Origin of the sequence: Amycolatopsis sp. NBC_01286 (assembly GCF_035982555.1) — a bacterium.
Taxonomy (GTDB): Bacteria; Actinomycetota; Actinomycetes; order Mycobacteriales; family Pseudonocardiaceae; genus Amycolatopsis.
The window spans coordinates 1,037,298-1,061,878 of the sequence record NZ_CP108428.1; the positions used below are offsets into that span (position 1 = coordinate 1,037,298).

Annotated in this window: 18 protein-coding genes and 3 rRNA genes; 4 read left to right on the forward strand and 17 right to left on the reverse strand. The window is 67.2% G+C overall.

Annotated features, from left to right (window positions below; genetic code table 11):
- Positions 1-160: 160 nt before the first annotated feature.
- The 6 genes from OG570_RS04865 to OG570_RS04890 all read right to left on the reverse strand — a co-directional run bounded on the left by OG570_RS04865 (position 161) and on the right by OG570_RS04890 (position 4,862).
- Positions 161-346: a hypothetical protein gene (locus OG570_RS04865; RefSeq protein ID WP_247061260.1), complete on the reverse strand. Its 186-nt coding sequence runs from the start codon at positions 344-346 to the stop codon at positions 161-163.
- Positions 343-1,215: a class I SAM-dependent methyltransferase gene (locus tag OG570_RS04870; protein WP_326955752.1), complete on the reverse strand. Its 873-nt coding sequence runs from the start codon at positions 1,213-1,215 to the stop codon at positions 343-345. The genes OG570_RS04865 and OG570_RS04870 overlap by 4 nt, the downstream gene beginning before the upstream one ends.
- A gap of 316 nt (positions 1,216-1,531) precedes the next feature.
- Positions 1,532-1,783: a hypothetical protein gene (locus tag OG570_RS04875; protein ID WP_247061256.1), complete on the reverse strand. Its 252-nt coding sequence runs from the start codon at positions 1,781-1,783 to the stop codon at positions 1,532-1,534.
- Entirely contained in the window at positions 1,780-2,133 is a 354-nt protein-coding gene (locus OG570_RS04880) for a WhiB family transcriptional regulator (protein WP_326946444.1), read from the reverse strand. The genes OG570_RS04875 and OG570_RS04880 overlap by 4 nt, the downstream gene beginning before the upstream one ends.
- Positions 2,134-2,284: 151 nt before the next feature.
- Positions 2,285-2,545, reverse strand: coding sequence for a hypothetical protein (locus OG570_RS04885; RefSeq protein ID WP_247061252.1), 261 nt, complete (start codon positions 2,543-2,545; stop codon positions 2,285-2,287).
- A 232-nt stretch (positions 2,546-2,777) separates the two neighbouring features.
- The gene (locus OG570_RS04890) at positions 2,778-4,862 is read right to left on the reverse strand and encodes an ATP-dependent DNA helicase UvrD2 (RefSeq protein WP_326955753.1); all 2,085 of its coding nucleotides are present in this window, start codon (positions 4,860-4,862) and stop codon (positions 2,778-2,780) included.
- A 65-nt stretch (positions 4,863-4,927) separates the two neighbouring features.
- Here OG570_RS04890 and OG570_RS04895 point away from each other — a divergent pair, with 65 nt between their 5' ends.
- Positions 4,928-5,656 carry a DUF4191 domain-containing protein gene (locus OG570_RS04895; RefSeq protein WP_326946441.1) on the forward strand — a complete coding sequence of 243 codons (729 nt, stop codon included), beginning with the start codon at positions 4,928-4,930 and terminating at the stop codon, positions 5,654-5,656.
- A gap of 390 nt (positions 5,657-6,046) precedes the next feature.
- Here OG570_RS04895 and OG570_RS04900 read toward each other — a convergent pair whose 3' ends face one another.
- Positions 6,047-6,436, reverse strand: coding sequence for an RDD family protein (locus tag OG570_RS04900; protein ID WP_442788310.1), 390 nt, complete (start codon positions 6,434-6,436; stop codon positions 6,047-6,049).
- 270 nt (positions 6,437-6,706) lie between these two features.
- Here OG570_RS04900 and glnA (OG570_RS04905) point away from each other — a divergent pair, with 270 nt between their 5' ends.
- Both glnA (OG570_RS04905) and OG570_RS04910 read left to right on the forward strand, forming a co-directional pair.
- Positions 6,707-8,131, forward strand: a complete 1,425-nt coding sequence (glnA, locus tag OG570_RS04905; RefSeq protein WP_247061245.1) for a type I glutamate--ammonia ligase — start codon at positions 6,707-6,709, stop codon at positions 8,129-8,131.
- A 175-nt stretch (positions 8,132-8,306) separates the two neighbouring features.
- The gene (locus tag OG570_RS04910; RefSeq protein ID WP_326955755.1) at positions 8,307-8,852 is read left to right on the forward strand and encodes a hypothetical protein; all 546 of its coding nucleotides are present in this window, start codon (positions 8,307-8,309) and stop codon (positions 8,850-8,852) included.
- Between the two features lie 50 nt (positions 8,853-8,902).
- On the opposite strand, the gene OG570_RS04915 is transcribed toward OG570_RS04910, so the two are convergent.
- The 5 genes from OG570_RS04915 to OG570_RS04935 all read right to left on the reverse strand — a co-directional run bounded on the left by OG570_RS04915 (position 8,903) and on the right by OG570_RS04935 (position 14,797).
- Entirely contained in the window at positions 8,903-9,334 is a 432-nt protein-coding gene (locus OG570_RS04915) for an acyl-CoA thioesterase (protein WP_326955756.1), read from the reverse strand.
- A 10-nt stretch (positions 9,335-9,344) separates the two neighbouring features.
- Complete coding sequence (locus OG570_RS04920; protein WP_326955757.1) at positions 9,345-12,323, reverse strand: bifunctional [glutamine synthetase] adenylyltransferase/[glutamine synthetase]-adenylyl-L-tyrosine phosphorylase; 2,979 nt, start codon at positions 12,321-12,323, stop codon at positions 9,345-9,347.
- Between the two features lie 39 nt (positions 12,324-12,362).
- Positions 12,363-13,496, reverse strand: a complete 1,134-nt coding sequence (locus OG570_RS04925) for an inorganic phosphate transporter (protein WP_326955758.1) — start codon at positions 13,494-13,496, stop codon at positions 12,363-12,365.
- A 94-nt stretch (positions 13,497-13,590) separates the two neighbouring features.
- The gene (locus OG570_RS04930) at positions 13,591-14,340 is read right to left on the reverse strand and encodes a type 1 glutamine amidotransferase (protein WP_326955759.1); all 750 of its coding nucleotides are present in this window, start codon (positions 14,338-14,340) and stop codon (positions 13,591-13,593) included.
- A gap of 19 nt (positions 14,341-14,359) precedes the next feature.
- On the reverse strand, positions 14,360-14,797 hold the full coding sequence (locus OG570_RS04935) for a rhodanese-like domain-containing protein (protein ID WP_326955760.1): 438 nt from the start codon (positions 14,795-14,797) through the stop codon (positions 14,360-14,362).
- A gap of 112 nt (positions 14,798-14,909) precedes the next feature.
- Here OG570_RS04935 and OG570_RS04940 point away from each other — a divergent pair, with 112 nt between their 5' ends.
- Positions 14,910-15,362 carry an Lrp/AsnC family transcriptional regulator gene (locus OG570_RS04940; protein ID WP_326955761.1) on the forward strand — a complete coding sequence of 151 codons (453 nt, stop codon included), beginning with the start codon at positions 14,910-14,912 and terminating at the stop codon, positions 15,360-15,362.
- A gap of 694 nt (positions 15,363-16,056) precedes the next feature.
- On the opposite strand, the gene rrf is transcribed toward OG570_RS04940, so the two are convergent.
- From rrf to glnA (OG570_RS04965), 5 genes are all read right to left on the reverse strand, one after another.
- Positions 16,057-16,173 (reverse strand): 5S ribosomal RNA (gene rrf, locus OG570_RS04945).
- 82 nt (positions 16,174-16,255) lie between these two features.
- Positions 16,256-19,377, reverse strand: a 23S ribosomal RNA gene (locus OG570_RS04950).
- 330 nt (positions 19,378-19,707) lie between these two features.
- A 16S ribosomal RNA gene (locus tag OG570_RS04955) occupies positions 19,708-21,223 on the reverse strand.
- Together the 16S, 23S and 5S rRNA genes form the textbook arrangement of a ribosomal RNA operon.
- A 431-nt stretch (positions 21,224-21,654) precedes the next feature.
- On the reverse strand, positions 21,655-23,214 hold the full coding sequence (locus OG570_RS04960) for an amidase (RefSeq protein ID WP_326955762.1): 1,560 nt from the start codon (positions 23,212-23,214) through the stop codon (positions 21,655-21,657).
- A complete protein-coding gene (gene glnA / locus OG570_RS04965; RefSeq protein WP_247061234.1) occupies positions 23,214-24,557 on the reverse strand; it encodes a type I glutamate--ammonia ligase in 1,344 nt (447 codons plus the stop codon). Before glnA (OG570_RS04965) ends, OG570_RS04960 begins: the two co-directional genes overlap by 1 nt.
- Positions 24,558-24,581: the final 24 nt, after the last annotated feature.

Consider the following 24,581-nt stretch of genomic DNA (forward strand, 5'->3'; position numbering starts at 1 on the left):
GTCCGCCGACTGCTCATTGATGATCTTCTCTGGCCCGGCGAAAGCGCATGAGCTCGTCACGATGTCTGGTCCATCGTCAGCCCGACTCAGCCAGCCGCCGAGTCGACCGCTGCTGAACAGCACCAACCCAACAGCCGACTCCCGCGGAGGAACCTCGTGATCACCAGTACTCGTCCGGCAGCTTGCCCTCGATGTCGCGCACGTGCTGCCGCGCGCAGTCCGGGCACAGCCACCGCAGCGTGCCGCGCTCGCGGGTGGACACCCAGGCGAGCGCCGTAGCCGGGTCGTCGTCGGCGCCGCGGGTGCGCCCGCAGCGTGTGCACGCGGCCGGCTCCGGCGCGCTCATCGGGACCGTCCACTGTGGATCGCCTTGGCGCCCAGCAGGTACAGGTCCTTACGGCTGCCTAGGAAGTCCGGGCCAGCGGGGTCAGTGAGGGCGGCGATCGTCGCGCGGTCGTCGGCGTCGAGGCGGTCGCCCGCCGACCCGGCGAGCCAGCCGACGCGGTGCACCACGTACTCGCACAACAGGTCCGAGCCGGGCATCGGGTGGTCGATGAGCGCGCCGAACGACTCGACGTCCTCGAGTCCGGCCTCGCGAAGCGCGCGCGGCCAGCCGTAGGGCATGGCGACGCTGCCCGCGATGCCGGCCCGCATCCTGGCGAACCACTCGGCCCGCGCAGCGAGCAGCCGATGCTCCAGCCCGGGCCGTCCGATTCCGAGATCCCAAGGGAGGCAACGCATTTCGAGCCCGCCTTCGGAAATGGCGAGCACCGCACCCGGCCGCAGCAACCCGGCCAGGGTCCGCAACGCGGCCTGCTGATCGCCGACGTGGTGCACCACCCCGGACGCCCACACGAGGTCGGCGGCCGGTATCCGGTCGGCCAGCCGGGGGTCGGCGAGGTCACCGTGCACGCCGACGACTTCGACGCTCCCATCGGCGACCGCGGCCACAGCCCGCTGCGCTTCGGCAAGCAACGCGGGTGTGGCGTCGAGCAGCACAACAGTGCCCCCATCACCAAGGGCCAGCTCACGCGCGAAGTGCACGCTCATCCCGCCGGCCCCGCACCCGACGTCGACCACAGTCGGCCGACCGACCGACCCGGAAAGGAGCCGCCGCGCGACGGGCGCGAGTGCCTCGGCATCGAGGGCGTCGGCCATGCGCAGCTGGGCGAGGCGGTCCGCCCAGTCGATGTCGTCGTGGGTGTGTCCGGGCATCACCCCATTCAACACCGCCACCCGGCAGAAAGGCGCGCTCGAACAACCAGACACCAACCAGACGAGGCGGGGCGGGGGCGGGGGGCGGGGGCCCAGGGGGATCGTGTCTCCCCACTGATCAGCGCCCGACCCCACTCTCACCGGCGACCACCGGCTGGCGCAAGCCGTCGCCGGTGCGAGCGTGATGAGGGCTCGCCGAAGGCCGGCCCCGCGGCGTCGACAAACCAGAGCCAGCCGACACAACCACACACAACCCCATTGACCTGCGCAAACCCAGGCAGGCCCCTGCCGCCGTCGGGGCGGCAGGGGCCTGCTCTCAGCTCTGGTTCTCGTACCGCTCCGCGCGCTGGGCCGCCCATCGGGCTACTCGGCTCCACCGGCGGATGGCACGGGCGCTACCTCGGGCCCGCTGGGTGCGGATGCCCTCCTCCAGATCCCGTATTCGGGCCCTGGACAGTTCTTCGTAAAGCAACATCTCGCTGATCTCCTCGATCTCGGTCTTCGTCAACTGCAGGTGCACGCGTTTGCGCGCTTCGTGGTCCCTCGTGGTGATCGGTTCGACGCTCATGCGGCGGCGCTCCGGTGCTCGCCGCTCTTGGCGGCGACGGGCTCGACGGTGGTGTTCTTGCGCGGACGGCCACGGGGCCGCTTGCGCGCGATCACGACACCGCGCTCGAAGATCTCGCCACCCCAGACGCCCCACGGCTCACGCCGGGCCAGTGCGCCGGCCAGGCAGGCCTCGCGAACCGGGCAGTCGGCGCAGGACGCCTTGGCGCGCTCGAGCTCGGCCGGGGACTCGGCGAACCAGAGGTCCGCGTCGCCCGAGCGGCAGGGCAGAGCCACGTCCGGGACGGTGACGGGGTCGAGCAGGTCGGCGAATATTGCCTCACCCGCGGTGTAGGCGATGGCCGAAGACATGGGGGTTCCTCCTGGTGTCGTACGGGTTTCGGTTTTGGGCGTGGAGCTGGGCAATGCTGTTCCTCTTGGGTTGTGCAGCCAAAAACACGAAGGCCGCGGATCCGGGTTTTCCGGTTCCGCGGCCTTCGTGAGCCTCAGTGTCCTGACTGGGTCAGGAACTTCGCTCCCGTATCGACAACGGAACACGGAACTGCTTGATGGTCGGCAGATCGGCCTGCGGGTACGCGGCGAGAACGCCCTCGGTCCCGAAGACGACGACATCGCCGGTGGTCCAGCCCCGCATGACGCGACGCGTGCCACGGATCTCGTGCGCGCTCACGGGCAGACCGGTGCCCGGGCGCTGTGCAGCCGCGACTTCCGCGGCGCAGGACAGACGGGTGCCCGGGTTCGTGAGCGTCAGATTGATGGTCATTTCACCGGCACCTCCTTCGTCTGTACTCTGCACACGCGGCCGCGGAGCGGCACTTCACGTGGATCCCCAGCCGAGCCCTTCGGGCTCGGTACTGGCAGGTTATTGCCCCCCACCACACCGGGGCAACTTAATTACGGGGAAAATCCTCGAAGATACGAAGATCGCCCCTGAGCAGCGGGTTCGCCGCGTGGATCATGGTCCGGACGCGGTCAAGACCACATCAGGACCCCCGTCAGGACCCCATCGACGCGCGGACGACGCCGAGGATCTCCGTGCCGAAGCGTTCGAGCTTGGTCGCGCCGATCCCGGAGATCGACACCAGCGCCGACTCATCGACCGGGCGCTGCTCGGCGACGGCCATCAGCGTCGCGTCAGTGAACACGACGAACGGCGGCACCTTCAGCTCCCGGGCCCGGTCCGCGCGCCAGGACTTCAACCGCTCCAACAGGTTCTCGTCCACCGACGACGGGCAACGACCGCAGCGGCCGAGCTTGACGTCGAGGGTTTCCAGCAGCGGCCCGCCGCACACCCGGCAGCGCGTCTTCACCGGCGTGGCCTGCTTCTGCTGCGACCGCGCGGCCCGGGCCGCCGGGTGGTCCTCCGGGATCAGGCCGTAGAGGAACCGGCTGCGACGGCGGTTGCGGCGCGCGCCCGGCGTGCGGGCCAGCGCCCACGACAGCCACAGGTGCTCGCGGGCCCGCGTGACGCCGACGTAGAACAGCCGCCGCTCCTCCTCGATCGCCGCCTCGTCGTTGTCGGCGTGCAGGATCGGCACGGTGCCTTCGGCGAGGCCGACGAGGAACACCGCGTCCCATTCGAGGCCCTTCGCCGCGTGCAGCGACGCGAGCGTCACGCCCTCGACCGTCGGCGGGTGCTGCGCCGCCGCGCGCTGCTCCAGCTCGGTGTTGAAGCGCGGCAAGTCGGCGTCGGCGACCGTCGAGGCGAGCTCCTCGGCTAGCTCGACGATCGCCAGGAGCGCGTCCCACCGTTCCTTCGCGGCGCCACCGGCGGGCGGCGACTCGGTGAGGCCGACGCGGGAGAGCACCGAACGCACGGTCGTGACCAGGTCGGAGCTGCCGTCGCCGCTCGCGGTCCGCAGCGCGGACATCGCCTGCCGGACCTCGGCCCGGTTGAAGAACCGTTCGCCGCCGCGGACCAGGTACGGGATGCCGGCCTCGGCCAGCGCCGACTCGTAGGCCTCGGACTGGGCGTTGACGCGGTAGAGCACCGCAATCTCGCTCGCCGCGACGCCGCCGTCGAGCAGCTCGCGCACGCGCCGCGCGACGGCGCCCGCCTCGACGTGCTCGTCGTCGAACTCGGCGAAGCGCGGCTGCGGGCCGGACGGGCGCTGGCCGATCAGCTTGAGCCGCGATCCCGCCGGCCGGCCGCGGGCGGCGCCGATCACCTGGTTCGCCAGCGCGACGACCTCGGGCGTGGACCGGTAGTCGCGTTCGAGCCGGACGACCGTCGCCTCCGGGAAGCGCCGCGTGAACTCCAGCAGCGACCGCGGCGACGCGCCGCCGAAGGAGTAGATGGTCTGGTTGGCGTCGCCGACCACCGTCAGGTCGTCACGGCCGCCGAGCCACGCGTCGAGCAGGCGCTGCTGCAGCGGCGTGACGTCCTGGTACTCGTCGACGACGAAGCAGCGGTAGCGGTCGCGGAACTCCTCGGCGACGACGCCGTGCTCCTCGAGCACCGCCGTCGTGTGCAGCAGCAGGTCGTCGAAGTCGAGCACCTGCGCGGCGTTCTTCAGGTCTTCGTAGTTGCGGTAGACCTCGGCGACCTGCGCGGCCGGGGCGGGGATGTCCCGCTGGGCGCGCGCGGTGACGGCCGGGTAGTCGTCCGGGCTGATCAGCGACGCCTTCGCCCACTCGATCTCGCTCGCCAGGTCGCGCAGGATCTCGATCTCGGTGCCGAGCTTGGCCCGGGTCGCGGCCTGGCCGACGTAGCGGAACTTGTTCTCGAGCAGGTCCCACGGCTGGCCGCCGACCACGCGCGGCCAGAAGTAACGCAGCTGACGGCGGGCGGCGGCGTGGAACGTCAGCGCCTGCGCGGCGTCGACGCCGAGGCCGCGCAGCCGGGCGCGCATCTCCCCCGCGGCGCGCGTCGTGAACGTGACGGCAAGCACCTGACCAGCGGAAACGTGCCCGGACATGACGAGGTGAGCGATGCGGTGGGTGATCGTGCGGGTCTTGCCCGTGCCGGCGCCGGCCAGGACGCAGACCGGCCCCCTCGGGGCACTGGCGGCGGCGCGCTGCTCGGGGTCGAGACCATCGAGCAGACGGGTGCGGCTCTTCGGGGAAAGTACGCCAGTCACGTCCCGCATCCTCGCAGAGGGGGACGGGGAATCCGGGCAGGGGCACGCGGCCGTATCCTGGTCAGATGGCGGGACAGCAGGACAAGGAAGCGGCCAAGCAGGCCAAGAAGGAGAAGCGCGCGGCGAGCAAGGCCCGGCGTGGCCAGCTCTTCGAAGCCTTCAAGATGCAGCGCAAGGAAGACCCTTGGCTCATCCCCTGGATGGTCGGCTCGATCGTCGTCGTCGCGGGTGTGGCCTTCGGGATCGGCTTCTTCTTCGACTCCCAGTGGGTGCTGCTCCCGCTGGGCATCATCCTCGGCGCGCTGCTCGCCATGATCATCTTCGGCCGGCGCGTCCAGAAGACGGTCTACTCGAAGGCCGACGGCCAGCCCGGCGCGGCGGCGTGGGCACTCGAGAACCTCCGCGGCAAGTGGAAGGTGACGCCGACCGTCGCCGCGACGACCCAGCTCGACGCCGTGCACCGGGTGCTCGGCGGCCCGGGCGTGGTACTCGTTGCCGAGGGCGCGCAGCACCGCGTGAAGACGCTGCTCGCCCAGGAGAAGAAGCGCGTCTCCCGGCTGATCGGCGACACCCCGATCTACGACGTCACGATCGGCCACGAAGAGGGCCAGATCCCGCTCAAGAAGCTCCAGGGCTTCCTCATGAAGCTGCCCCGCAACCTCAAGCCGGCCCAGGTCGACGCCCTCGAGGCGAAGCTGGCCGCACTCGGCAACCGTGGCGCGGCGATGCCCAAGGGCCCGATGCCCGCCGGCGCGAAGATGCGCAACGTCCAGCGCACGATCCGCCGCCGCTGACCCGAGCCCGCGCAGACGACGAAGGCCCCGTCCGGTGGACGGGGCCTTTCTCGTACGAGGGTGCCGGGCGGCGGGTTTCGGACGGGACACCCAGGGCCGCCGATGGTGCGGTGCCGACGCCGGCCGATACCAGGGGACGCACTCCGGGAGCGCCGCTCGGGCCGCCGGCCGATACCGGAGGTAGCCGAGACCACCAGCCGGCTGATGTCGGGCCTATCGGGCCGAGGCCTCCGGCCGGGCCGGTCGACCAGTCGGCGTCCGCTGCGGCTGGCCGGCGGCCGCGTGGTCGGCGCGGCTTGATCCAGCAGGCCGTCCGATGCGGCTGTCCGGCGGCCGCGTGGTCAGCGCAGCTGCCGCTGCGGCTTTCCGGCGCGGCTCGCGGCGCACGGGTCAGCGCAGCCGGATGACGACGGTGCCCGTCAGCCGGTCCAGCCAGCTGCGGCCGTCGGCGTTGCGGACGGCGGCCGGGATGATCACGAACGTGAGGACCGCGCGGACCAGCGCCCGCAGCGGGCCGACCAGGCCGGCGCCGTCGAGGCGGGCCACCCGGATGCCGACCACGCCCATCCCGGGGGTGAACCCGAAGAAGCCGGCGGACACGACGGAGATGACCGCCCAGACGCCGCCGGACCACAGGTTGAAGTTCTGCATAGCGACCGGGTCCTGCAGGTCCGGGTGCACGAAGATGGCCGTGACCAGGGCCGCGACCACGAGGTCGGCGAGCAGCCCGAGCAGCCGGGTCCCGCCGCTCGCCGCCGAGCCGACGCCGGATTCGGGCAGACCGAACTTCTCGCCCGGCCAGCGCGCGCCGTCCTGATCAGTACTCTGGCCACCGTCACCCGTGCCGGGCAGCCATTCTCCGGTCCATCTCGCCACCCGTCCAGGGTATGCCGGTGGCGCGGACCACATCCGACCTGGTCGGATACCCGGTATCCACCCACCCGTTAACACCGGCGAAACATACGGGTGACGGTCGGGCAACACCGCGCTTTTAGCGTGAGCCGAAGAGAGCACTGCCGCACGAGCTCGAACGAGAAGGAGTCACCGAGGGTGCCCACTACTCCAGACGACATTCAGCGCCTCATCACGGACGAGGACGTCGAAGTCATCGACGTCCGGTTCTGTGACCTGCCCGGCGTGATGCAGCACTTCACGGTCCCGGCGAAGGCCTTCACCGAAGAGGCTTACGAAGAGGGACTCGCGTTCGACGGCTCCTCGGTGCGCGGTTTCCAGTCGATCCACGAATCGGACATGCTGCTGCTGCCGGACCCCGAGACGGCGCGCATCGACCCGTTCCGCAAGGCGAAGACGCTCTCGCTGAACTTCTTCGTGCACGACCCGTTCACCCGTGAGGCGTACAGCCGCGACCCGCGCAACATCGCGCGCAAGGCCGAGCAGTACATCGCGGAGTACGGCGTCGCCGACAACGTGTACTTCGGCCCCGAAGCCGAGTTCTACATCTTCGACTCGGTCCGCTTCGACTCCGCCGAGCACGCCTCGTTCCACGAGATCGACTCCGTCGAGGGCTGGTGGAACACCGGTACCGAAGAGGTCGGTGGCAACCAGGGCTACAAGACGAAGTTCAAGGGCGGTTACTTCCCCGTCCCGCCGGTCGACCACTTCGCCGACCTGCGCGACGACATCGTCCGCGCGCTGCAGGGCTCCGGTTTCGAGATCGAGCGCGCGCACCACGAGGTGGGCACCGCCGGCCAGACCGAGATCAACTACAAGTACAACACGCTGCTGCACGCGGCGGACGACTTGCAGCTGTTCAAGTACATCGTGAAGAACACCGTGTTCGCCGCGGGCAAGACCGCGACGTTCATGCCGAAGCCGCTCGCCGGCGACAACGGCTCGGGCATGCACTGCCACCAGTCGCTGTGGAAGGACGGCACGCCGCTGTTCCACGACGAGTCCGGTTACGCGGGCCTGTCCGACACGGCGCGCCACTACATCGGCGGCCTGCTCAAGCACGCCCCGAGCCTGCTGGCCTTCACGAACCCGACGGTGAACTCCTACCACCGCCTGGTCCCGGGCTTCGAGGCCCCGGTTTCGCTGGTCTACTCGCAGCGCAACCGCTCGGCCTGCGTCCGCATCCCGATCACGGGCAACAACCCGAAGGCCAAGCGCGCCGAGTTCCGCTGCCCGGACTCCTCGGGCAACCCGTACCTGGCGTTCTCGGCGATGATGATGGCCGGGCTCGACGGCATCAAGAACAAGATCGAGCCGGCGGACCCGATCGACAAGGACCTCTACGAGCTCCCGCCGGAAGAGGCCAAGAACGTCAAGCTGGTCCCGGGCGACCTGGGCACGGTCCTCGACACGCTGGAAGCCGACCACGACTACCTGCTCGAGGGCGGCGTGTTCACGCCGGACGTGATCGAGACGTGGGTCTCGTACAAGCGCGAAAACGAGATCGACCCGCTGCGCCTGCGCCCGCACCCGTACGAGTTCGCCCTGTACTACGACGTGTGATCGGCTCGGGGCTTTGACCAGGGGTTTCGCCGGTCAAGGTCCCGGCCAGGCCGTCAGCTGACGGCCCACCGGACACGGGACGGCGGTCGAGGGGAAAGCCCCGACCGCCGTCCCGTTCTTTGTGCGCCTGTCGAGACACTGCAACGCAGTCGACCGCCGACACGACCTAATCGGCATGTTCAAGATCGTACTCACGGCGCTGGGACTGGTGCTCTCAGTGATAGGCATCTGCCTCGCCGCAGGCGCTTACGCGTCAACCAACCAGGAGCACGGCACCGAGCCCATCTGGCCGGCGCTGGACCGCCTCCTCGCCGGCAGTCGCCATCTCGTACGCCGCTTGCTGCGCCGCAATCGCGACGTCACGGTTCACGATGTAGTCGGGGCGATCAGAGTCCCCACTGGATTCGTGCAGGGCGAGGGCACTGTGACAGGCGGCAACGCCCCCACGGACTTGTCTCTGGAGGAACAGCTTCGCTGGGTCGAACGACGTATCGAGCGAGTCGAGATGGCAGCAGCCCACGAGGCGAGCCGGCGAAGCACCGAGGTCTACGCCCTACGCGCAGCCATCGGTGACACCGAGCGGCGGATCAGGGACGTAGAACAGGCAAGCCGCGCGCTTGCTCGTTCCGTGGCAGTCGGAACCGTGAGACTCCAGGTCACCAGTCTGCTGTTCGTCGGCGCCGGGACAGTCTTCCTCGCTGTCCCAGGGTTCATGCCGTAACGATCGGCGCCATTCTCGCCGCCGGCGTTCTTTCGTCCGGGGCTACGAAGTCAGTCGCCCTCGGCCGTCGACAGCAGCTTCAGGTCCGCGCCCGCCTCGGCGAAACGGCCCCGCGGGTCCGCTGCCAGCTTGCGGCGTTCCAGGTCCATCAGGCCCAGCGTGCACGTGATCTCCGCGGCCAGTGTGCCGTCGGCCTTGTAGATGTTCGAGTCCATCGAGAACGTCTTGCCGCTGCCGAACTTCGCGTCGCACGTCACGTCGACCACGTCGCCCGCGCGGATCTCCCTGCGGAACACGATGTGGGACTCCAGGAGCACCGCCGCGAAGCCCTCGACGCCGTTGAGTGCGCCCGCCTGTTCCAGCAGCTCGAGCCGCGAAACCTCGCCGTACGAGTGGTAGACGGCGTGGTTGAGGTGGCCCAGGGTGTCCAGCTCGTAGTGGCGGACCTTGATCCGGGTCCGGAACGGCTCTCGATCGGTCACGCGCCCCACCTTAATCAGCCTCGTAGAACAGGTGCTCCACCACCGTGTGCGCGCGGCGGGTGATCCGGCGGTACGTGTCGAGGAACTCACCGGGGTCATCCGCCGCGGTCTGGCCGAGCACCCGCGCCACCGCGACCAGGTCGCGGCCCGAGCTGGGGACCTCGTCGACGGCCTTGCCGCGCACCAGCATCCCGGCGTTGCGCACCCGCGTCGCCAGCAGCCACGCCTCGGTCAGCTCGGCCGCTTCGGACTGCTCGGCCAGGCCCGCGCCGGGGAGCAGCGCCAGTGCGTCCAGCGTCGACGTCGTCCGCAGCTCGGGAACGGCGTGGGCGTGCTGCAGCTGCAGGAGCTGCACCGTCCACTCGACGTCGGCGAGGCCGCCGCGGCCGAGCTTCGTGTGCCGCGTCGGGTCCGCGCCCTTCGGCATCCGCTCGGTCTCGACGCGTGCCTTGATCCGGCGGATCTCGCGGGCCTTCGTCGCGTCCAAGCCGCCCTCGGGGTAGCGGATCGGGTCGATCATCGCGATGAACCGCTGCCCGAGGTCGTCGTCGCCGGCGATGAAACGGGCCCGCAGCAACGCTTGCGCCTCCCACACCTCGCCCCAGCGCGCGTAGTAGGCGCGGTAGGACTCCAGCGTCCGCACCAGCGGGCCGCTGCGCCCCTCCGGCCGCAGGTCGGCGTCGACGACCAGCGCCGGGTCCGGGCTCGGCGCGCCCAGCATCTTCCGGACCGTCTCCGCGACCGACGACGCGAACTTCACGGCGTCGGAGTCCGAGACGCCTTCATTCGCTTCACACACGAAGAGCACGTCGGCGTCGGAGCCGTAGCCGAGTTCGGCGCCGCCGAGCCGGCCCATGCCGATGACGGCGATCCGCGCCGGGGTCCGGCCCAGCTCGGCCTGGCGCTGCCGGAACGCGGCGGCCAGCGCGCCCTGCAGCACTGCGACCCAGACGCTGGACAGCGCCGCGCACACGGCCCGGACGTCGAGCAGGCCCAGCAGGTCCGCGCACGCCACGCGCAGCAGTTCGTGCCGCCGCAGCGAACGCGCCGCCGTGACCGCGGGGTTCAACCCGGGCTGGCGCCGGACGGCCGCCCGCAGCGACGTCGCCACGTCGGCCGGCGTGCGGCCCAGCAGCCGCGCCGGGTCGCCGAGCAGCTGCAGCACCTCGGGCGCGCGGACCAGCAGGTCGGGCACCAGCCTCGACGTGCCGAGCAGGATGGCCAGCCGTTCGACGACCGTGCCTTCGTCGCGCAGCACCCGCAGGTACCACGGCGTGTCCTCCAACGCCTCGGAAACCTTGCGGTAGGACAGCAGCCCGCCGTCCGGGTCGGGGGTGTCGGCGAGCAGGTCGAGCAGAACAGGCAGCAGCGCCTGCTGGATCGCGGCGCGCCGGGAGACGCCCGAAGTGAGCGCCTTGATGTGCTGGAGCGCGCCGTCGGGCGCGGTGTAGCCGAGGGCGGCCAGGCGGCTGGCGGCCTGCTTGGTCGTCAAGCGCAGCGCCTCGGTCGGCACGTTCGCGACCGACTGCAGCAGCGGCCGGTAGAAGATTTTTTCGTGCAGCCGCCGGATGCCCTTGCCGTGCTTGCGGAACTCCGCCAGCAGCGCTTCGCCCTCGCTCTTGCCACCGGTCGGTTTCACGCCGCTCGCGCGGGCGAGGATCCGCAGCTCGTCGGTGTCGGACGTCGCGGGGAACAAGTGCGTCCGGCGCATCCGCCGCAGCTGCAGCCGGTGCTCCAACATCCGCAGGAACTCATACGACGCGCCCAGCTCGGCCGCGTCCTTCCGGCCCACGTAACCGCCTTCGCCGAGCGCCGCGAGCGCGTCCATCGTGGACGGCGACCGCAGCTCGTCGTCGACCCGGCCGTGCACGAGCTGCAGCAGCTGCACCGCGAACTCGACGTCACGCAGGCCGCCGCGGCCCAGCTTGAGCTCGCGCTCGGCGTGCTCGGACGGCACGTGCCCCTCGACCCGGCGGCGCATCTGCTGCACCTCGGCGACGAAGTTGTCCCGGTCGGCCGCCGACCACACCAGCGGTGCCACCATCTCGGCGTACTGCCGCCCGAGTTCGGCGTCGCCGGCGACCGGGCGGGCCTTGAGCAGCGCCTGGAACTCCCAGGTCTTGGCCCACTTCAGGTAGTAGCTCTGGTGGCCTTCGAGGGTGCGGACGAGCGCGCCCGCCTTGCCTTCCGGGCGCAGCGCCGCGTCGACCTCGAAGCACGCGTTCCCGGTGACGCGCATCGTCGTGCTCGCCAGCCGCGTCGCGACGCCGAGATCGCCCGCGCCGACGAAGATGACGTCGACATCGCTGACGTAGTTGAGTTCCCGGCCGCCGCACTTGCCCATCGCGATGATCGCGAACGTGTCGTCGGCCGAGGCGCCGACCTCGGCCTCGGCGACCACGAGCCCGGCGGCGAGCGCGGCCTCGGCCAGCTCGGTCAGCTGCGCGGCGACCTCGGCGTAGCGCGGCTGCTCGAGCCCGCTCTCGACGAGGTGCCCCAGGTCCGCGGCGGCGATGCCGAGCAGCAGGCTGCGGTAGGCGACCTTGAGCGTCTGCTCCGCCTCGAGCTTGGTGATCACGGTGCCGTCTTCACGCACGAGCGCGGTGCGCAGGGCTTCGCGGTAGCCGGCGGGGTTCGTGCTCTTCTTGCCGGTGAGCGAATGCCACTGCGCGGGGTTCGCGCACAGGAAATCGGCCAGCGCGGTCGACGTCCCCAGCACACCGAGGAGCCGGCCGCGGAACGTCCGGTTCTCACGGAGCTGCTCTTCGAGCTGTGCCCACTCTTCGCCGTCGGCCTCGCGGATGCGGTCAAGTCCCCGCAGCGCGAGATCGGGATCGGCGGCGCGGGACAACGCCGAGAGGACGTCGGACGCCGCGGCGACCGGGCCGGCGTCGTCCCACCAGCCGGCCGCGCGCAACTGACCCTCGGCACGGGCGTCGGTGAAGCCGTACCTCGCCGCCGAAGCGGTCGTTCGCGCGCGGTCTGCCATCACGAACCACCGTAGCCGCAACGGCCTCGTGATTCCGGCTCAGGCGGCCAGGCGTCCCGGCTCGGTGTCGGCCGGCGTCGGCTCGGGGACCTGGAAGCTGTGCGCGGTGACGGGGTGGCGGCGCGAGAGCAGCCAGATCCCGGCACCCACACCGATTCCGACCACGCCGACGGCGATGGTGCCCGCGCTGCCGAGCGAAGCGATCTTGCCCGAGACCGCGCCGACGATCGCGGCCGCGGGCAGGGTGAACAGCCAGGCGACGACCATCCGGCCCGCCATCCGCCAGCGGACCGGCGCCTCGCGGCGGCCGACGCCGGAGCCGACGATGCCGCCGGAACACACGTGCGTCGTCGACAGCGGGAAACCCAGCCGCGACGAGACCAGGATGACGAGCGCGGAGCTCGTCTGGGCGGCGAAGCCCTGCGGGCCCTCGATGTCGGTCAGGCCCTTGCCGAGGGTGTGCGTGATGCGCCAGCCGCCGAGGTAGGTGCCCGCGGCCAGCGCGCAGGCGGCGCTGATGATCACCCACACGGGCGGAGCGGCGCCGGGCGGCAGGCTACCGGCGGTGACCAGCGTGAGCGTGATCACGCCCATCGTCTTCTGCGCGTCGTTCGTACCGTGGGCCAGCGAAACCAGCGACGCCGAGACGATCTGGCCGACCTTGAACCCGCGCGTGGCCGGCCGGTTCCGGACCAGGAAGCGGTAGACCAGGTACGTCCCGGCCAGGGCCACGAGGCCGGCGATCACCGGCGACGCGGCCGCCGGCAGCAGGACCTTCTCGACGATCTTTCCGAAGTGGACCGAGTCCGCGCCCGCCGAAACCCAGGTGGCGCCGACCAAGCCGCCGAACAGCGCGTGCGACGAGCTCGACGGGAGCCCCACGAACCACGTCACGAGGTTCCAGACGATCGCGCCGATCAGCCCGCCGAACACGATCGACGGGCCGATCTTCGTGTCGTCCACCAGGCCGCTGGAGATCGTCTTGGCGACCTCGACCGACAGGAACGCGCCGACCAGGTTCAGCACCGCGGAGATCGCGACGGCCACCCGGGGCTTGAGGGCCCCGGTGGCGATCGACGTCGCCATCGAGTTCGCGGTGTCGTGGAACCCGTTCGTGAAATCGAAGACCAATGCGGTGACGACCACGATGACGACCAGCAACGAGGGGTCCACCCCGACCTCCGAACCCTTGTGGGGACTTAACCGCAAGGTACCTGACGAGGGACGCGGGTTGTTAACAGCCCGTTGCCGATTGTGACGCTGTCCGTTAAGCCAGCGGTAACGAGCGTTGACTGTCGGCGGCGGGCTGGAGCTCCCCGGACGCCAATCGGACGAACCGCTGCGCGAACGGCCGCCACGTCTCGGCGATGTCGTCGTGCACGGTGATCAACTTGTCGTGGTCGAGCGCTCCCGGGCGGGCCAGCTCCGCCATTTCGGGCTCGTCCGCGGCCCAGCTCTCGACGATCTCGGGCGTCGTCTCGATGTGGAACTGGACACCGTAGACACACCGGTTGAACCGGAAAGCCTGGAACTGGTAGCGCGGAGCGGATGCGAGCAGTTCGGCGCCGGGCGGGAGCCGGGTGATCGAGTCGTTGTGGAACTGCAGGACGTCCTGCATGAGCGGCAGCTCGGCGAAGAGCGGGTCGGTCCACGCCGCGTCCTTCTTCGAGACGAGGTGCGGGCCGATCTCCGGCCCGTCGCGCCCGACCTCGACGCGGCCCCCGGTCGCGACGGTCAGCAGCTGGGCGCCGAGGCAGATCCCCAGCGTCGGGAGCTGCCTCGACCCCGCCTTCGCCAGCAGGCGCCGCACGTCGGCGAGCCACGGGTGCTTCGCGTCGTCCTCCGCACCCATGTTGCCGCCGAGGCAGACGACGCCGGCGTAGCCGTCAAGATCGGCAGGCAGGTCCTGCCCGGGCGGAAGCCGGACGTCGAGGTCCGCGCCGGCTTCGGTCAGCCAGTCACCGAGGGGACCGAGCGGGTCCGAGACGTCCGGCTGGATGATCAGCAGTCGTGTCACGCCTTCCAGGGTAGGTGCGTCAGCAGGCGCAGCGAATCCCGGCCGTTGCCTGTGTTGCTTCGCCGGCCTGGTCGACCGCGTATCCGGCGGCGATCCAGCTGGTGATGCCGCCGGAGAGCCGTTTCACCTGGAAGCCGAGCTCGGCGAGCTTGAGCGCCCCCTTGGTGGCGGCGTTGCAGTTGATACTTTCGCAGTAGCAGACGTAGACGAGGTCGCGATCGAGGTGCGCGGTGCTCTCGGGCGTCATGTCGCGGTAGGGCAGGTTGATCGCGCCGGGGATGTGCGCCTGCGCGAAGGCTTCGGGAGCACGGGTCTCGACGACGACGTAACCTTCGACGCGGCCGGCATCGAGGTCCCGGGCGAGGTCGTCCGGATCGACCTCGAAGCCGAGCTCGGCACTGAAGTAGGCAACGGCCTCGGCGGGCGCGGCGGCGGGGAAGGCAAGTGTGCGTGTCATGGGAACAATCCTGCTGATCACGGCGTCGCGGACACAGGGCAGAATCGGGGTGAAGGCCGTCGCTGGCCTGGGATTTCCCTGTTTCCACCCCTGCTGACTTGGGAGATGTGCGGTGGACCTCGACGACGTCGACTGGCACCTGATCGAGCTCCTCCAGGACGACGGCAGGCTGAGCTTCACGGAGCTGGGCCGCCGGGTGTCGCTGTCGGGGTCCGCGGTGACGGAACGGGTCCGCCGTCTCGAGGAGCGCGGAGTGATCACGGGCTACGCGGCGACCGTGGACACGACGAAGCTGGGTCTGCCGATCGAGGCGTTGGTCCGGGCCAGGGTCCGCAGCCTGGACACACCCCGCTTCCGGACGGCGGTGCTGCCACTGCCGGCGGTCATCGCCGCGGACCACATCACGGGTGACGAGTGCTGGATCCTGCGGGTGCTGTGCCGGAACACGGCGGAGCTGGAGGAGTTGGTGGAAAAGGTGCAGCGCTACGGCGAGACGACGACATCGCTGGTGCTGTCATCACCACTGCGCCGCCGCCCATTGGCCCGTCGGGGACGGGCGGACTGAAGCATCTCGCGTGACGGGGGAGGCATCGCGCGTGATCCGCGGGGCATCTCGTGTGACTGGGCGGGCATCACCGGTGATCCTGCGGGCATCACTCGGATCGTGAGGTCGGAGCAGGGGTGGTCGGAGCTGCAACTCGCGTGATCCCGCACGGATCCCGCGTGATTGTGGCCAGATCTCGCGTGATCCCGGGCGGGACTCGTGTGATCCGGCCGGGATCCACGTGTTTCCAGGCGGATCTCGCGTGATTGAGGCCGGAACTCGCGCACCGCGCGAGAGCAGCTCGCACACCCGAACAGTCGGCCCGCGTACCCAGCCGGTCGGCCCGCGTACCCAGCCGGTCGGCCCGCGTACCCAGCCGGTCGGCTCGCGTACCTCGACGGTCGGCTCCCGCGATCGAAGCCCCGGCCACCTACGATCCAGGGGGTCGGCACCCGTAATCAGGCAGTCGACACCGGTAATTCACGGGTCACCACTCGGCCAGACGGCCGGCGTGCGTGCGTGCGTGCGTGCGTGCGTGAAGGGTCAACTCGCGTGATCAGAGGGTCAACACGTGATTGGAAGGTCAACTCGTGTGATGGGAGGGTCGACACGAAGTGGGTCGCGGTGCCGGCGGCGTGGTTTTGGGCATAAAGAAAAGGGCCTGGCCCGGGAGAACTAGTGTTCTCGACCGGGCCAGGCCCTCTCCCAACGAAATGTTCGGCGGTGTCCTACTCTCCCACAACCCTTCGGTTGCAGTACCATCGGCGCTGTCAAGCTTAGCTTCCGGGTTCGGAATGGGACCGGGCGTTTCCCTGACGCTAAAACCACCGAAACACTATCAAACACCCACACCCCCCAAAAACACGAGGGCCGTGTGGTGTTTCAGAACCGTAGAGTGGATGCGTAACACCTTCGTAGACAAGTCCTCGGCCTATTAGTACCAGTCAACTCGACAACACATTACTGTGCTTCCATATCTGGCCTATCAACCCAATGGTCTATTGGGGGCCTTAACCCACAAAGGGTGGGATACCTCATCTTGGAACAGGCTTCCCGCTTAGATGCCTTCAGCGGTTATCCCTTCCGAACGTGGCCAACCAGCCATGCCCCTGGCGGGACAACTGGCACACCAGAGGTTCGTCCGTCCCGGTCCTCTCGTACTAGGGACAGCCTTCCTCAAGTATCCTACGCGCGCGGCGGATAGGGACCGAACTGTCTCACGACGTTCTAAACCCAGCTCGCGTGCCGCTTTAATGGGCGAACAGCCCAACCCTTGGGACCTACTCCGGCCCCAGGATGCGACGAGCCGACATCGAGGTGCCAAACCATGCCGTCGATATGGACTCTTGGGCAAGATCAGCCTGTTATCCCCGGGGTACCTTTTATCCGTTGAGCGACACCCCTTCCACCAGGTGGTGCCGGATCACTAGTCCCGACTTTCGTCCCTGCTCGACATGTCTGTCTCACAGTCAAGCTCCCTTGTGCACTTGCACTCAACACCTGATTGCCAACCAGGCTGAGGGAACCTTTGGGCGCCTCCGTTACTCTTTAGGAGGCAACCGCCCCAGTTAAACTACCCATCAGGCACTGTCCCTGAACCAGATCATGGCCCGAGGTTCAGATTCCCAATTCGACCAGAGTGGTATTTCAACAATGACTCCACAGTAACTAGCGTCACCGCTTCACAGTCTCCCACCTATCCTACACAAGCCGAACCGAAAACCAATACCAAACTATAGTAAAGGTCCCGGGGTCTTTCCGTCCTGCCGCGCGTAACGAGCATCTTTACTCGTAGTGCAATTTCGCCGGGCCTGTGGTTGAGACAGCCGGAAAGTCGTTACGCCATTCGTGCAGGTCGGAACTTACCCGACAAGGAATTTCGCTACCTTAGGATGGTTATAGTTACCACCGCCGTTTACTGGCGCTTAAATTCTCAGCTTCACCCCCGAAGGGATTAACCGGTCCTCTTAACGTTCCAGCACCGGGCAGGCGTCAGTCCATATACATCGTCTTGCGACTTCGCATGGACCTGTGTTTTTAGTAAACAGTCGCTTTCCGCTGGTCTCTGCGGCCACCCACCCCTAGTCCGTAAAGGACTTCAGGATGTTTGGCCCCCCTTCTCCCGAAGTTACGGGGGCATTTTGCCGAGTTCCTTAACCACAGTTCACCCGATCGCCTTAGTATTCTCTACCTGACCACCTGTGTTGGTTTGGGGTACGGGCCGTGCATGCACTCACTAGAGGCTTTTCTCGGCAGCATAGGATCACTCTACTTCACCTCAAACGGCTACGCATCACGTCTCAGAGTATATAAAGCACGGATTTGCCTATGCTTTCTCCTACACGCTTACACCAGGACAACCATCGCCTGGCGGAGCTACCTTCCTGCGTCACCCCATCGCTTGACTACTACGAAATCAGGTCCCACGCTCCACAATGCCAACTCCGCCCGAAGGCATCACCGGCACGCTTTGGGTGGTTAGTATCAAACGCCTCGTCATGGGCGCACATGCTCGGGTACGGGAATATCAACCCGTTGTCCATCGACTACGCCTGTCGGCCTCGCCTTAGGTCCCGACTTACCCTGGGCGGATTAGCCTGGCCCAGGAACCCTTGGTCATCCGGCGGCAGAGTTTCTCACTCTGCATTCGCTACTCATGCCTGCATTCTCACTCCCACACCCTCCACCGCTAGCTTCCGCCACGGCTTCCCTGGGTGCAGGACGCTCCCCTACCCATCAACACGACTACACAAGGACTTCAAGAGCCCAAGTGGATCTATTGTGTCAATGACACAGCTTCGGCGGTGTGCTTAAGCCCCGCTACATTGTCGGCGCAGGACCACTTGACCAGTGAGCTATTACGCACTCTTTCAAGGGTGGCTGCTTCTAAGCCAACCTCCTGGTTGTCTGGGCAATCCCACATCCTTTCCCACTGAGCACACACTTAGGGGCCTTAGCTGGTGTTCTGGGCTGTTTCCCTCTCGACGACGAAGCTTATCCCCCGCCGTCTCACTGCCGCACTCTCACACCACGGTATTCGGAGTTTGGTTGATTTCGGTAACCCGGTAAGGCCCCTAGACCATCCAGTAGCTCTACCCCCGTGGTGAAACATGCGACGCTGCACCTAAATGCATTTCGGGGAGAACCAGCTATCACGGAGTTTGATTGGCCTTTCACCCCTACCCACAGCTCATCCCCTCAGTTTTCAACCTAAGTGGGTTCGGGCCTCCACGACGTCTTACCGTCGCTTCACCCTGGCCATGGGTAGATCACTCCGCTTCGGGTCTAGACCACGCGACTCATTCGCCCTATTCAGACTCGCTTTCGCTACGGCTACCCCACACGGGTTAACCTCGCCACGCAGCACTAACTCGCAGGCTCATTCTTCAAAAGGCACGCCATCACCATTACAGCTCTGACGGCTTGTAGGCACACGGTTTCAGGTACTCTTTCACTCCCCTCCCGGGGTACTTTTCATCTTTCCCTCACGGTACTAGTCCGCTATCGGTCTTCAGGAAGTATTTAGGCTTACCGGGTGGTCCCGGCAGATTCACAGCAAATTCCACGAGCTCGCTGCTACTCGGGAACACCACCAAGAACAACAACACAAGTTTTCGCGTACGGGGCTCTCACCCACTCCGGCCGCCCATCCCAAGGCGTTCCACTAACCCATGCGTCAATTCCGAAGAAATGTCAGTTCCTTCAAGGCGGGTCCCACAACACCGACTACACAACCCCTGACAGGTATCACATGCAATCGGTTTAGCCTCTTCCGCTTTCGCTCGCCACTACTCACGGAATCACGGTTGTTTTCTCTTCCTACGGGTACTGAGATGTTTCACTTCCCCGCGTTCCCTCCACACACCCTATATATTCAAGTGCGGGTAACACCACATCACTGGTGCTGGGTTTCCCCATTCGGAAATCCTCGGATCACAGCTCGGTTGACAGCTCCCCGAGGCTTATCGCAGCCTCCTACGTCCTTCATCGGCTCCTGAAGCCAAGACATCCACCATGTGCCCTTAACAACTTGACCACAAAGATGCTCGCATCCACTCTACAGTTCTCAAACACCACACCAGAAACAAACCACATTCCCAGGCTGTGTAAGCCCTAAGGCGTGTTGCCTCAGGACCCAACAGTGTGCATAGCAAACAATCACCCTCCGAGGCGCCGGCTACCCGTTCCACGACCATCCGAAGATGCTCAGTACTAGAGGAGGCATTGCCAACCAAAGGTGACCATAACCAGTAGTTCCACAATTCCTTGAGCAAGCCCGGCAACACTGCATTCGAGTGTTAAACCGTGCCCACCCCACGCTCTTGGTCCGGGTATCCCGGGAACGTGGATGTGTTGTGCTCCTTAGAAAGGAGGTGATCCAGCCGCACCTTCCGGTACGGCTACCTTGTTACGACTTCGTCCCAATCGCCAGTCCCACCTTCGACCACTCCCTCCCCGAGGGGTTGGGCCATGGGCTTCGGGTGTTACCGACTTTCATGACGTGACGGGCGGTGTGTACAAGGCCCGGGAACGTATTCACCGCAGCGTTGCTGATCTGCGATTACTAGCGACTCCGACTTCACGCAGTCGAGTTGCAGACTGCGATCCGAACTGAGACCGGCTTTAAGGGATTCGCTCCACCTCGCGGTATCGCAGCCCTCTGTACCAGCCATTGTAGCATGTGTGAAGCCCTGGACATAAGGGGCATGATGACTTGACGTCATCCCCACCTTCCTCCGAGTTGACCCCGGCAGTCTCCCACGAGTCCCCGCCATAACGCGCTGGCAACGTAGGATAAGGGTTGCGCTCGTTGCGGGACTTAACCCAACATCTCACGACACGAGCTGACGACAGCCATGCACCACCTGTACACCAACCACAAGGGAAGCCCCATCTCTGGGGATGTCTGGCGCATGTCAAGCCCAGGTAAGGTTCTTCGCGTTGCATCGAATTAATCCACATGCTCCGCCGCTTGTGCGGGCCCCCGTCAATTCCTTTGAGTTTTAGCCTTGCGGCCGTACTCCCCAGGCGGGGTGCTTAATGCGTTAGCTACGGCACGGACAACGTGGAATGTCGCCCACACCTAGCACCCACCGTTTACAGCGTGGACTACCAGGGTATCTAATCCTGTTCGCTCCCCACGCTTTCGCTCCTCAGCGTCAGTATCGGCCCAGAGACCCGCCTTCGCCACCGGTGTTCCTCCTGATATCTGCGCATTTCACCGCTACACCAGGAATTCCAGTCTCCCCTACCGAACTCAAGTCTGCCCGTATCGACTGCACGCTGAAGGTTAAGCCTCCAGATTTCACAGCCGACGCGACAAACCGCCTACGAGCTCTTTACGCCCAATAAATCCGGACAACGCTTGCACCCTACGTATTACCGCGGCTGCTGGCACGTAGTTAGCCGGTGCTTCTTATCCAGGTACCGTCACTTGCGCTTCGTCCCTGGCGAAAGAGGTTTACAACCCGAAGGCCGTCATCCCTCACGCGGCGTCGCTGCATCAGGCTTTCGCCCATTGTGCAATATTCCCCACTGCTGCCTCCCGTAGGAGTCTGGGCCGTGTCTCAGTCCCAGTGTGGCCGGTCACCCTCTCAGGCCGGCTACCCGTCGTCGCCTTGGTAGGCCACTACCCCACCAACAAGCTGATAGGCCGCGGGTTCATCCTGCACCGCCAGAACTTTCAACATTCTCCCATGCGAAAGAATGTGATATCCGGTATTAGACCTCGTTTCCAAGGCTTATCCCAGAGTGCAGGGCAGATTACCCACGTGTTACTCACCCGTTCGCCACTAATCCACCCGAAGGCTTCATCGTTCGACTTGCATGTGTTAAGCACGCCGCCAGCGTTCGTCCTGAGCCAGGATCAAACTCTCCAACAATGAATAGTTTGATCGAGACTATGTACTCAATCATTCTCAAAGGAACCTCATACGAGGTTATATAAGCTCTACTGGCTTAGTTCACTAGCACACTGTTGAGTTCTCAAGCAACACACTCCGGAATCCGCCACCTTATCAGTGGCTTCACCCTCGGCGATTGTTCCAAGCGATATTCACAAACTTTTGGTCGAGCATGCCTCAGTCTACGAGGTTAGTCGTAGTGGTTCGGCGGCCGCTCGTGGGCCGACGCTGAACATTACCCGGTCCGATTCGCGGTGTCAACCCGCTCGTCCCGTCCTGATCTCCGGGGCTTGCGGCCCCGGTGTGACCCGGTGTTCCTGGCGACTTGGAGAACTTTACATGCCCCGAAACCGGTCCCGACAGGGGGGTCACTTAACGGTGTCATCGCAGGTCAGAACGTGTACGCAGGGCTACTGCGGCAACGTCGGCAGGTACCGCGGCGGGACGCGGGCCGGCGCGACCCGCTCGAAGTCCGCCGCGAGGGCCAGCATCCGGCCGTCGGACCACCGCGCACCCATGAACGAGATACCCACGGGCAGGGGTCCGGCAAACCCGGCCGGCACGGTGACGTCCGGGTAGCCCGCGACCGCGGCCGGCGTCGAGGACGGGATCACGTCGTCGTCGCCCGTCGCGCAGTCGGTCTTCCACGCCGGCGGGTTGGTCGGTGACGCGATCGCGTCGAGGTGGTACTTCGCCAGCGTCTCGTCGAGCGACCGGCGAGCGAGGTCCGAGAGTTCGGCGCGCCCCGCGAGGTAGCCGGGGTCGGTCGGCGGCGGCGCGGCCAGAGCCTGCTCGAACAGCTCCTGGCCAGCGAAGCAGGTCTGCTCCAGCGGGTCGGCGCGGTTGTAGGCGATCAGCTCGGCCAGGTTCCGCGGCCCCTCCGGGCGGGTCGCCAGGTAGGCGTCGATGTCGCGGTGGAACTCCGTGAGCAGCGCCGGGAACTCCAGCTCGCCGAGCCGGTCCTGGTACGGCGGGGTCACTTCGACGACCGTCGCACCGGCCTTGACCAGGGAGTTCCGGGCGGACGTCATGACCGCGTCGGTCTGCGGGCCGAGTACCGGCAACCGCCAGAGGCCGATCCGCGCGCCGCGCAGGACCCCCGGCCGGAGCAGCTTCGCGTAGTCCGTCGGCTGGGTGCGCGGGTACTGCGCGGTGGCCGGGTCCGCCGGGTCGCGCCCCTGGAGGGCGGACAGCGTGAGCGCGACGTCGACGACGTTGCGGGCGATCGGGCCGGCGGTGTCCTGCTCGGCGGAGATCGGCACCACGCCGGTGCGGCTGACGAGGCCGAGGCTGGGTTTGTGGCCGACCGTCGCCGTCATCCCCGCCGGGCAGACGATCGAGCCGTCGGTCTCGCTGCCGATCGCGACCTGGGCCAGCGACGCGGCGACGCCGGCCGCGGAGCCGGCGGACGACCCGCACGGGTTGTGGTCCAGCACGTACGGGTTGTTGGTCTGACCGCCGACGCCCGACCAGCCCGACGTCGGCTTCGCGGCGCGGAAGTTCGCCCACTCGGACAGGTTCGCCTTGCCGAGGATCACCGCGCCCGCGTTGCGCAGCCGGGTGATGAGCGTGGCGTCCTTCGCCGGGTAGCTGCGCAGGGCCCGCGAGCCGGCGGTCGTCCACTGGTCGCGGGTGCCGACGTTGTCCTTGACCAGCACCGGGATGCCGTCGAGCGGCCCGCGCAGGCGGTGCGCGCGACGGCGGGCGTCGCTTTCGCGAGCCTGCCCCAGCGCCGCCGGGTTGACCGCGAGCACGGCGTTGACCTTGCCGTCGACCCGGTGGATCCGGTCGAGGTAGAGCCCAGTGAGCCCCACCGCGCTGAGCCGGCCGGCCGCCATCCGCGTCTGCAGCGCCGGGATGTCGGCCGAGTCCAGGTCGAAGCGCGAAGAGGACGCCGCCGCGGCGGGCGCGGCGGGGACGAGCACGAGTGCGGCGGCCAGGATCGCGAGGAACACCGGCCGCCGCCCCATCAGAGCACCGGCAACAGCGTGCGGAGCTCGTACGGGGTGACCGCGCTCCGGTAGTTGTCCCATTCGGCGCGCTTGTTCCGGAGGAAGAAGTCGTAGACGTGCTCGCCGAGTGCTTCCGGCAGGAGCTCGGACTTCTCCATCTCCGACAGGGCTTCCCCCAGGTTCTGGGGCAACTGCGCGTAACCGGCGGCGCGCCGCTCGGAGTCGCTCAGCTGCCAGATGTTGTCCTCGGCAGGAGGCGGCAGCTCGTACCCCTTCTCGATCCCCTTGAGCCCGGCGGCCAGGATGACCGAGTACGCGAGGTACGGGTTGCACGCGGAGTCCAGGGTACGGACTTCCACCCGACGGGATGACGCCTTTCCGGGTGAATACATCGGCACCCGGACGAGTGCCGAACGGTTCGCCCGGCCCCACGAAACGGTCGTCGGCGCCTCGCTTCCGCTGATCAGGCGCTTGTAGGAGTTCACCCACTGGTTCGTGACCGCGGAGATCTCCTTGGCGTGGTGCAGCAGGCCGGCGACGAACGCCTTGCCGGTCTCCGACAGCTCGTGCGGGTCCTCGGCGTCGTAGAAGGCGTTGCGATCACCCTCGAAGAGGCTGACGTGGGTGTGCATCCCGGAGCCGGGCTGGTCGGTGAACGGCTTCGGCATGAACGTCGCGCGCACGCCCTGGGTCAGCGCGACCTCCTTGACGACGTAACGGAACGTCATCACGTTGTCGGCCATGGTCAGGGCGTCGGCGTAGCGGAGGTCGATCTCCTGCTGGCCCGGCGCGCCCTCGTGGTGGCTGAACTCGACCGAGATGCCCATCGCCTCGAGGGTCTCGATGGCGTGCCGCCGGAAGTGCGTCGCCGTGGCGTGGCTGGCCTGGTCGAAGTACCCGCCGTTGTCCGCCGGCTCCGGCTCGCTGCCGTCGTCGGGCAGGTTGGCCAGGAGGAAGAACTCGATCTCCGGGTGCACGTAGCAGGTGAAGCCCGCTTCGGCCGCCTTCGAGAGCTGACGCCGCAGGACGTGCCTCGGGTCGGCCCACGACGGTGAGCCGTCCGGCATCGCGATGTCGCAGAACATGCGGGCCGAGTACGGGCTGCCGTCCGGGGTCTCCCAGGGCAGCACCTGGAAGGTGGCCGGGTCCGGCTTGGCGACCATGTCGGATTCGTAGACGCGCGCGAACCCTTCGATGGCCGAGCCGTCGAAGCCGATCCCCTCGGTGAAAGCGCCCTCGAGCTCGGCCGGCGCGACCGCGACGGACTTGAGGAACCCCAGCACATCGGTGAACCAGAGACGGACGAAACGGATGTCGCGCTCCTCGAGCGTGCGGAGCACGAATTCCTGCTGGCGATCCATGGCCGCACCCTAACGACAGCGTGT

Excerpts from the sequence above, each read along its gene's own strand:
- OG570_RS04885 (WP_247061252.1), bottom strand. The coding sequence starts at position 2,545 with ATGACCATCAATCTGACGCTCACGAACCCGGGCACCCGTCTGTCCTGC.
- OG570_RS04935 (WP_326955760.1), bottom strand. The coding sequence starts at position 14,797 with ATGACACGCACACTTGCCTTCCCCGCCGCCGCGCCCGCCGAGGCCGTT.
- OG570_RS04870 (WP_326955752.1), bottom strand. The coding sequence starts at position 1,215 with ATGCCCGGACACACCCACGACGACATCGACTGGGCGGACCGCCTCGCC.
- OG570_RS04910 (WP_326955755.1), top strand. The coding sequence starts at position 8,307 with ATGTTCAAGATCGTACTCACGGCGCTGGGACTGGTGCTCTCAGTGATA.
- OG570_RS04960 (WP_326955762.1), bottom strand. The coding sequence starts at position 23,214 with ATGGGGCGGCGGCCGGTGTTCCTCGCGATCCTGGCCGCCGCACTCGTG.
- OG570_RS04880 (WP_326946444.1), bottom strand. The coding sequence starts at position 2,133 with ATGTCTTCGGCCATCGCCTACACCGCGGGTGAGGCAATATTCGCCGAC.
- OG570_RS04875 (WP_247061256.1), bottom strand. The coding sequence starts at position 1,783 with ATGAGCGTCGAACCGATCACCACGAGGGACCACGAAGCGCGCAAACGC.
- OG570_RS04865 (WP_247061260.1), bottom strand. The coding sequence starts at position 346 with ATGAGCGCGCCGGAGCCGGCCGCGTGCACACGCTGCGGGCGCACCCGC.
- glnA (WP_247061234.1), bottom strand. The coding sequence starts at position 24,557 with ATGGATCGCCAGCAGGAATTCGTGCTCCGCACGCTCGAGGAGCGCGAC.
- OG570_RS04895 (WP_326946441.1), top strand. The coding sequence starts at position 4,928 with ATGGCGGGACAGCAGGACAAGGAAGCGGCCAAGCAGGCCAAGAAGGAG.
- OG570_RS04920 (WP_326955757.1), bottom strand. The coding sequence starts at position 12,323 with ATGGCAGACCGCGCGCGAACGACCGCTTCGGCGGCGAGGTACGGCTTC.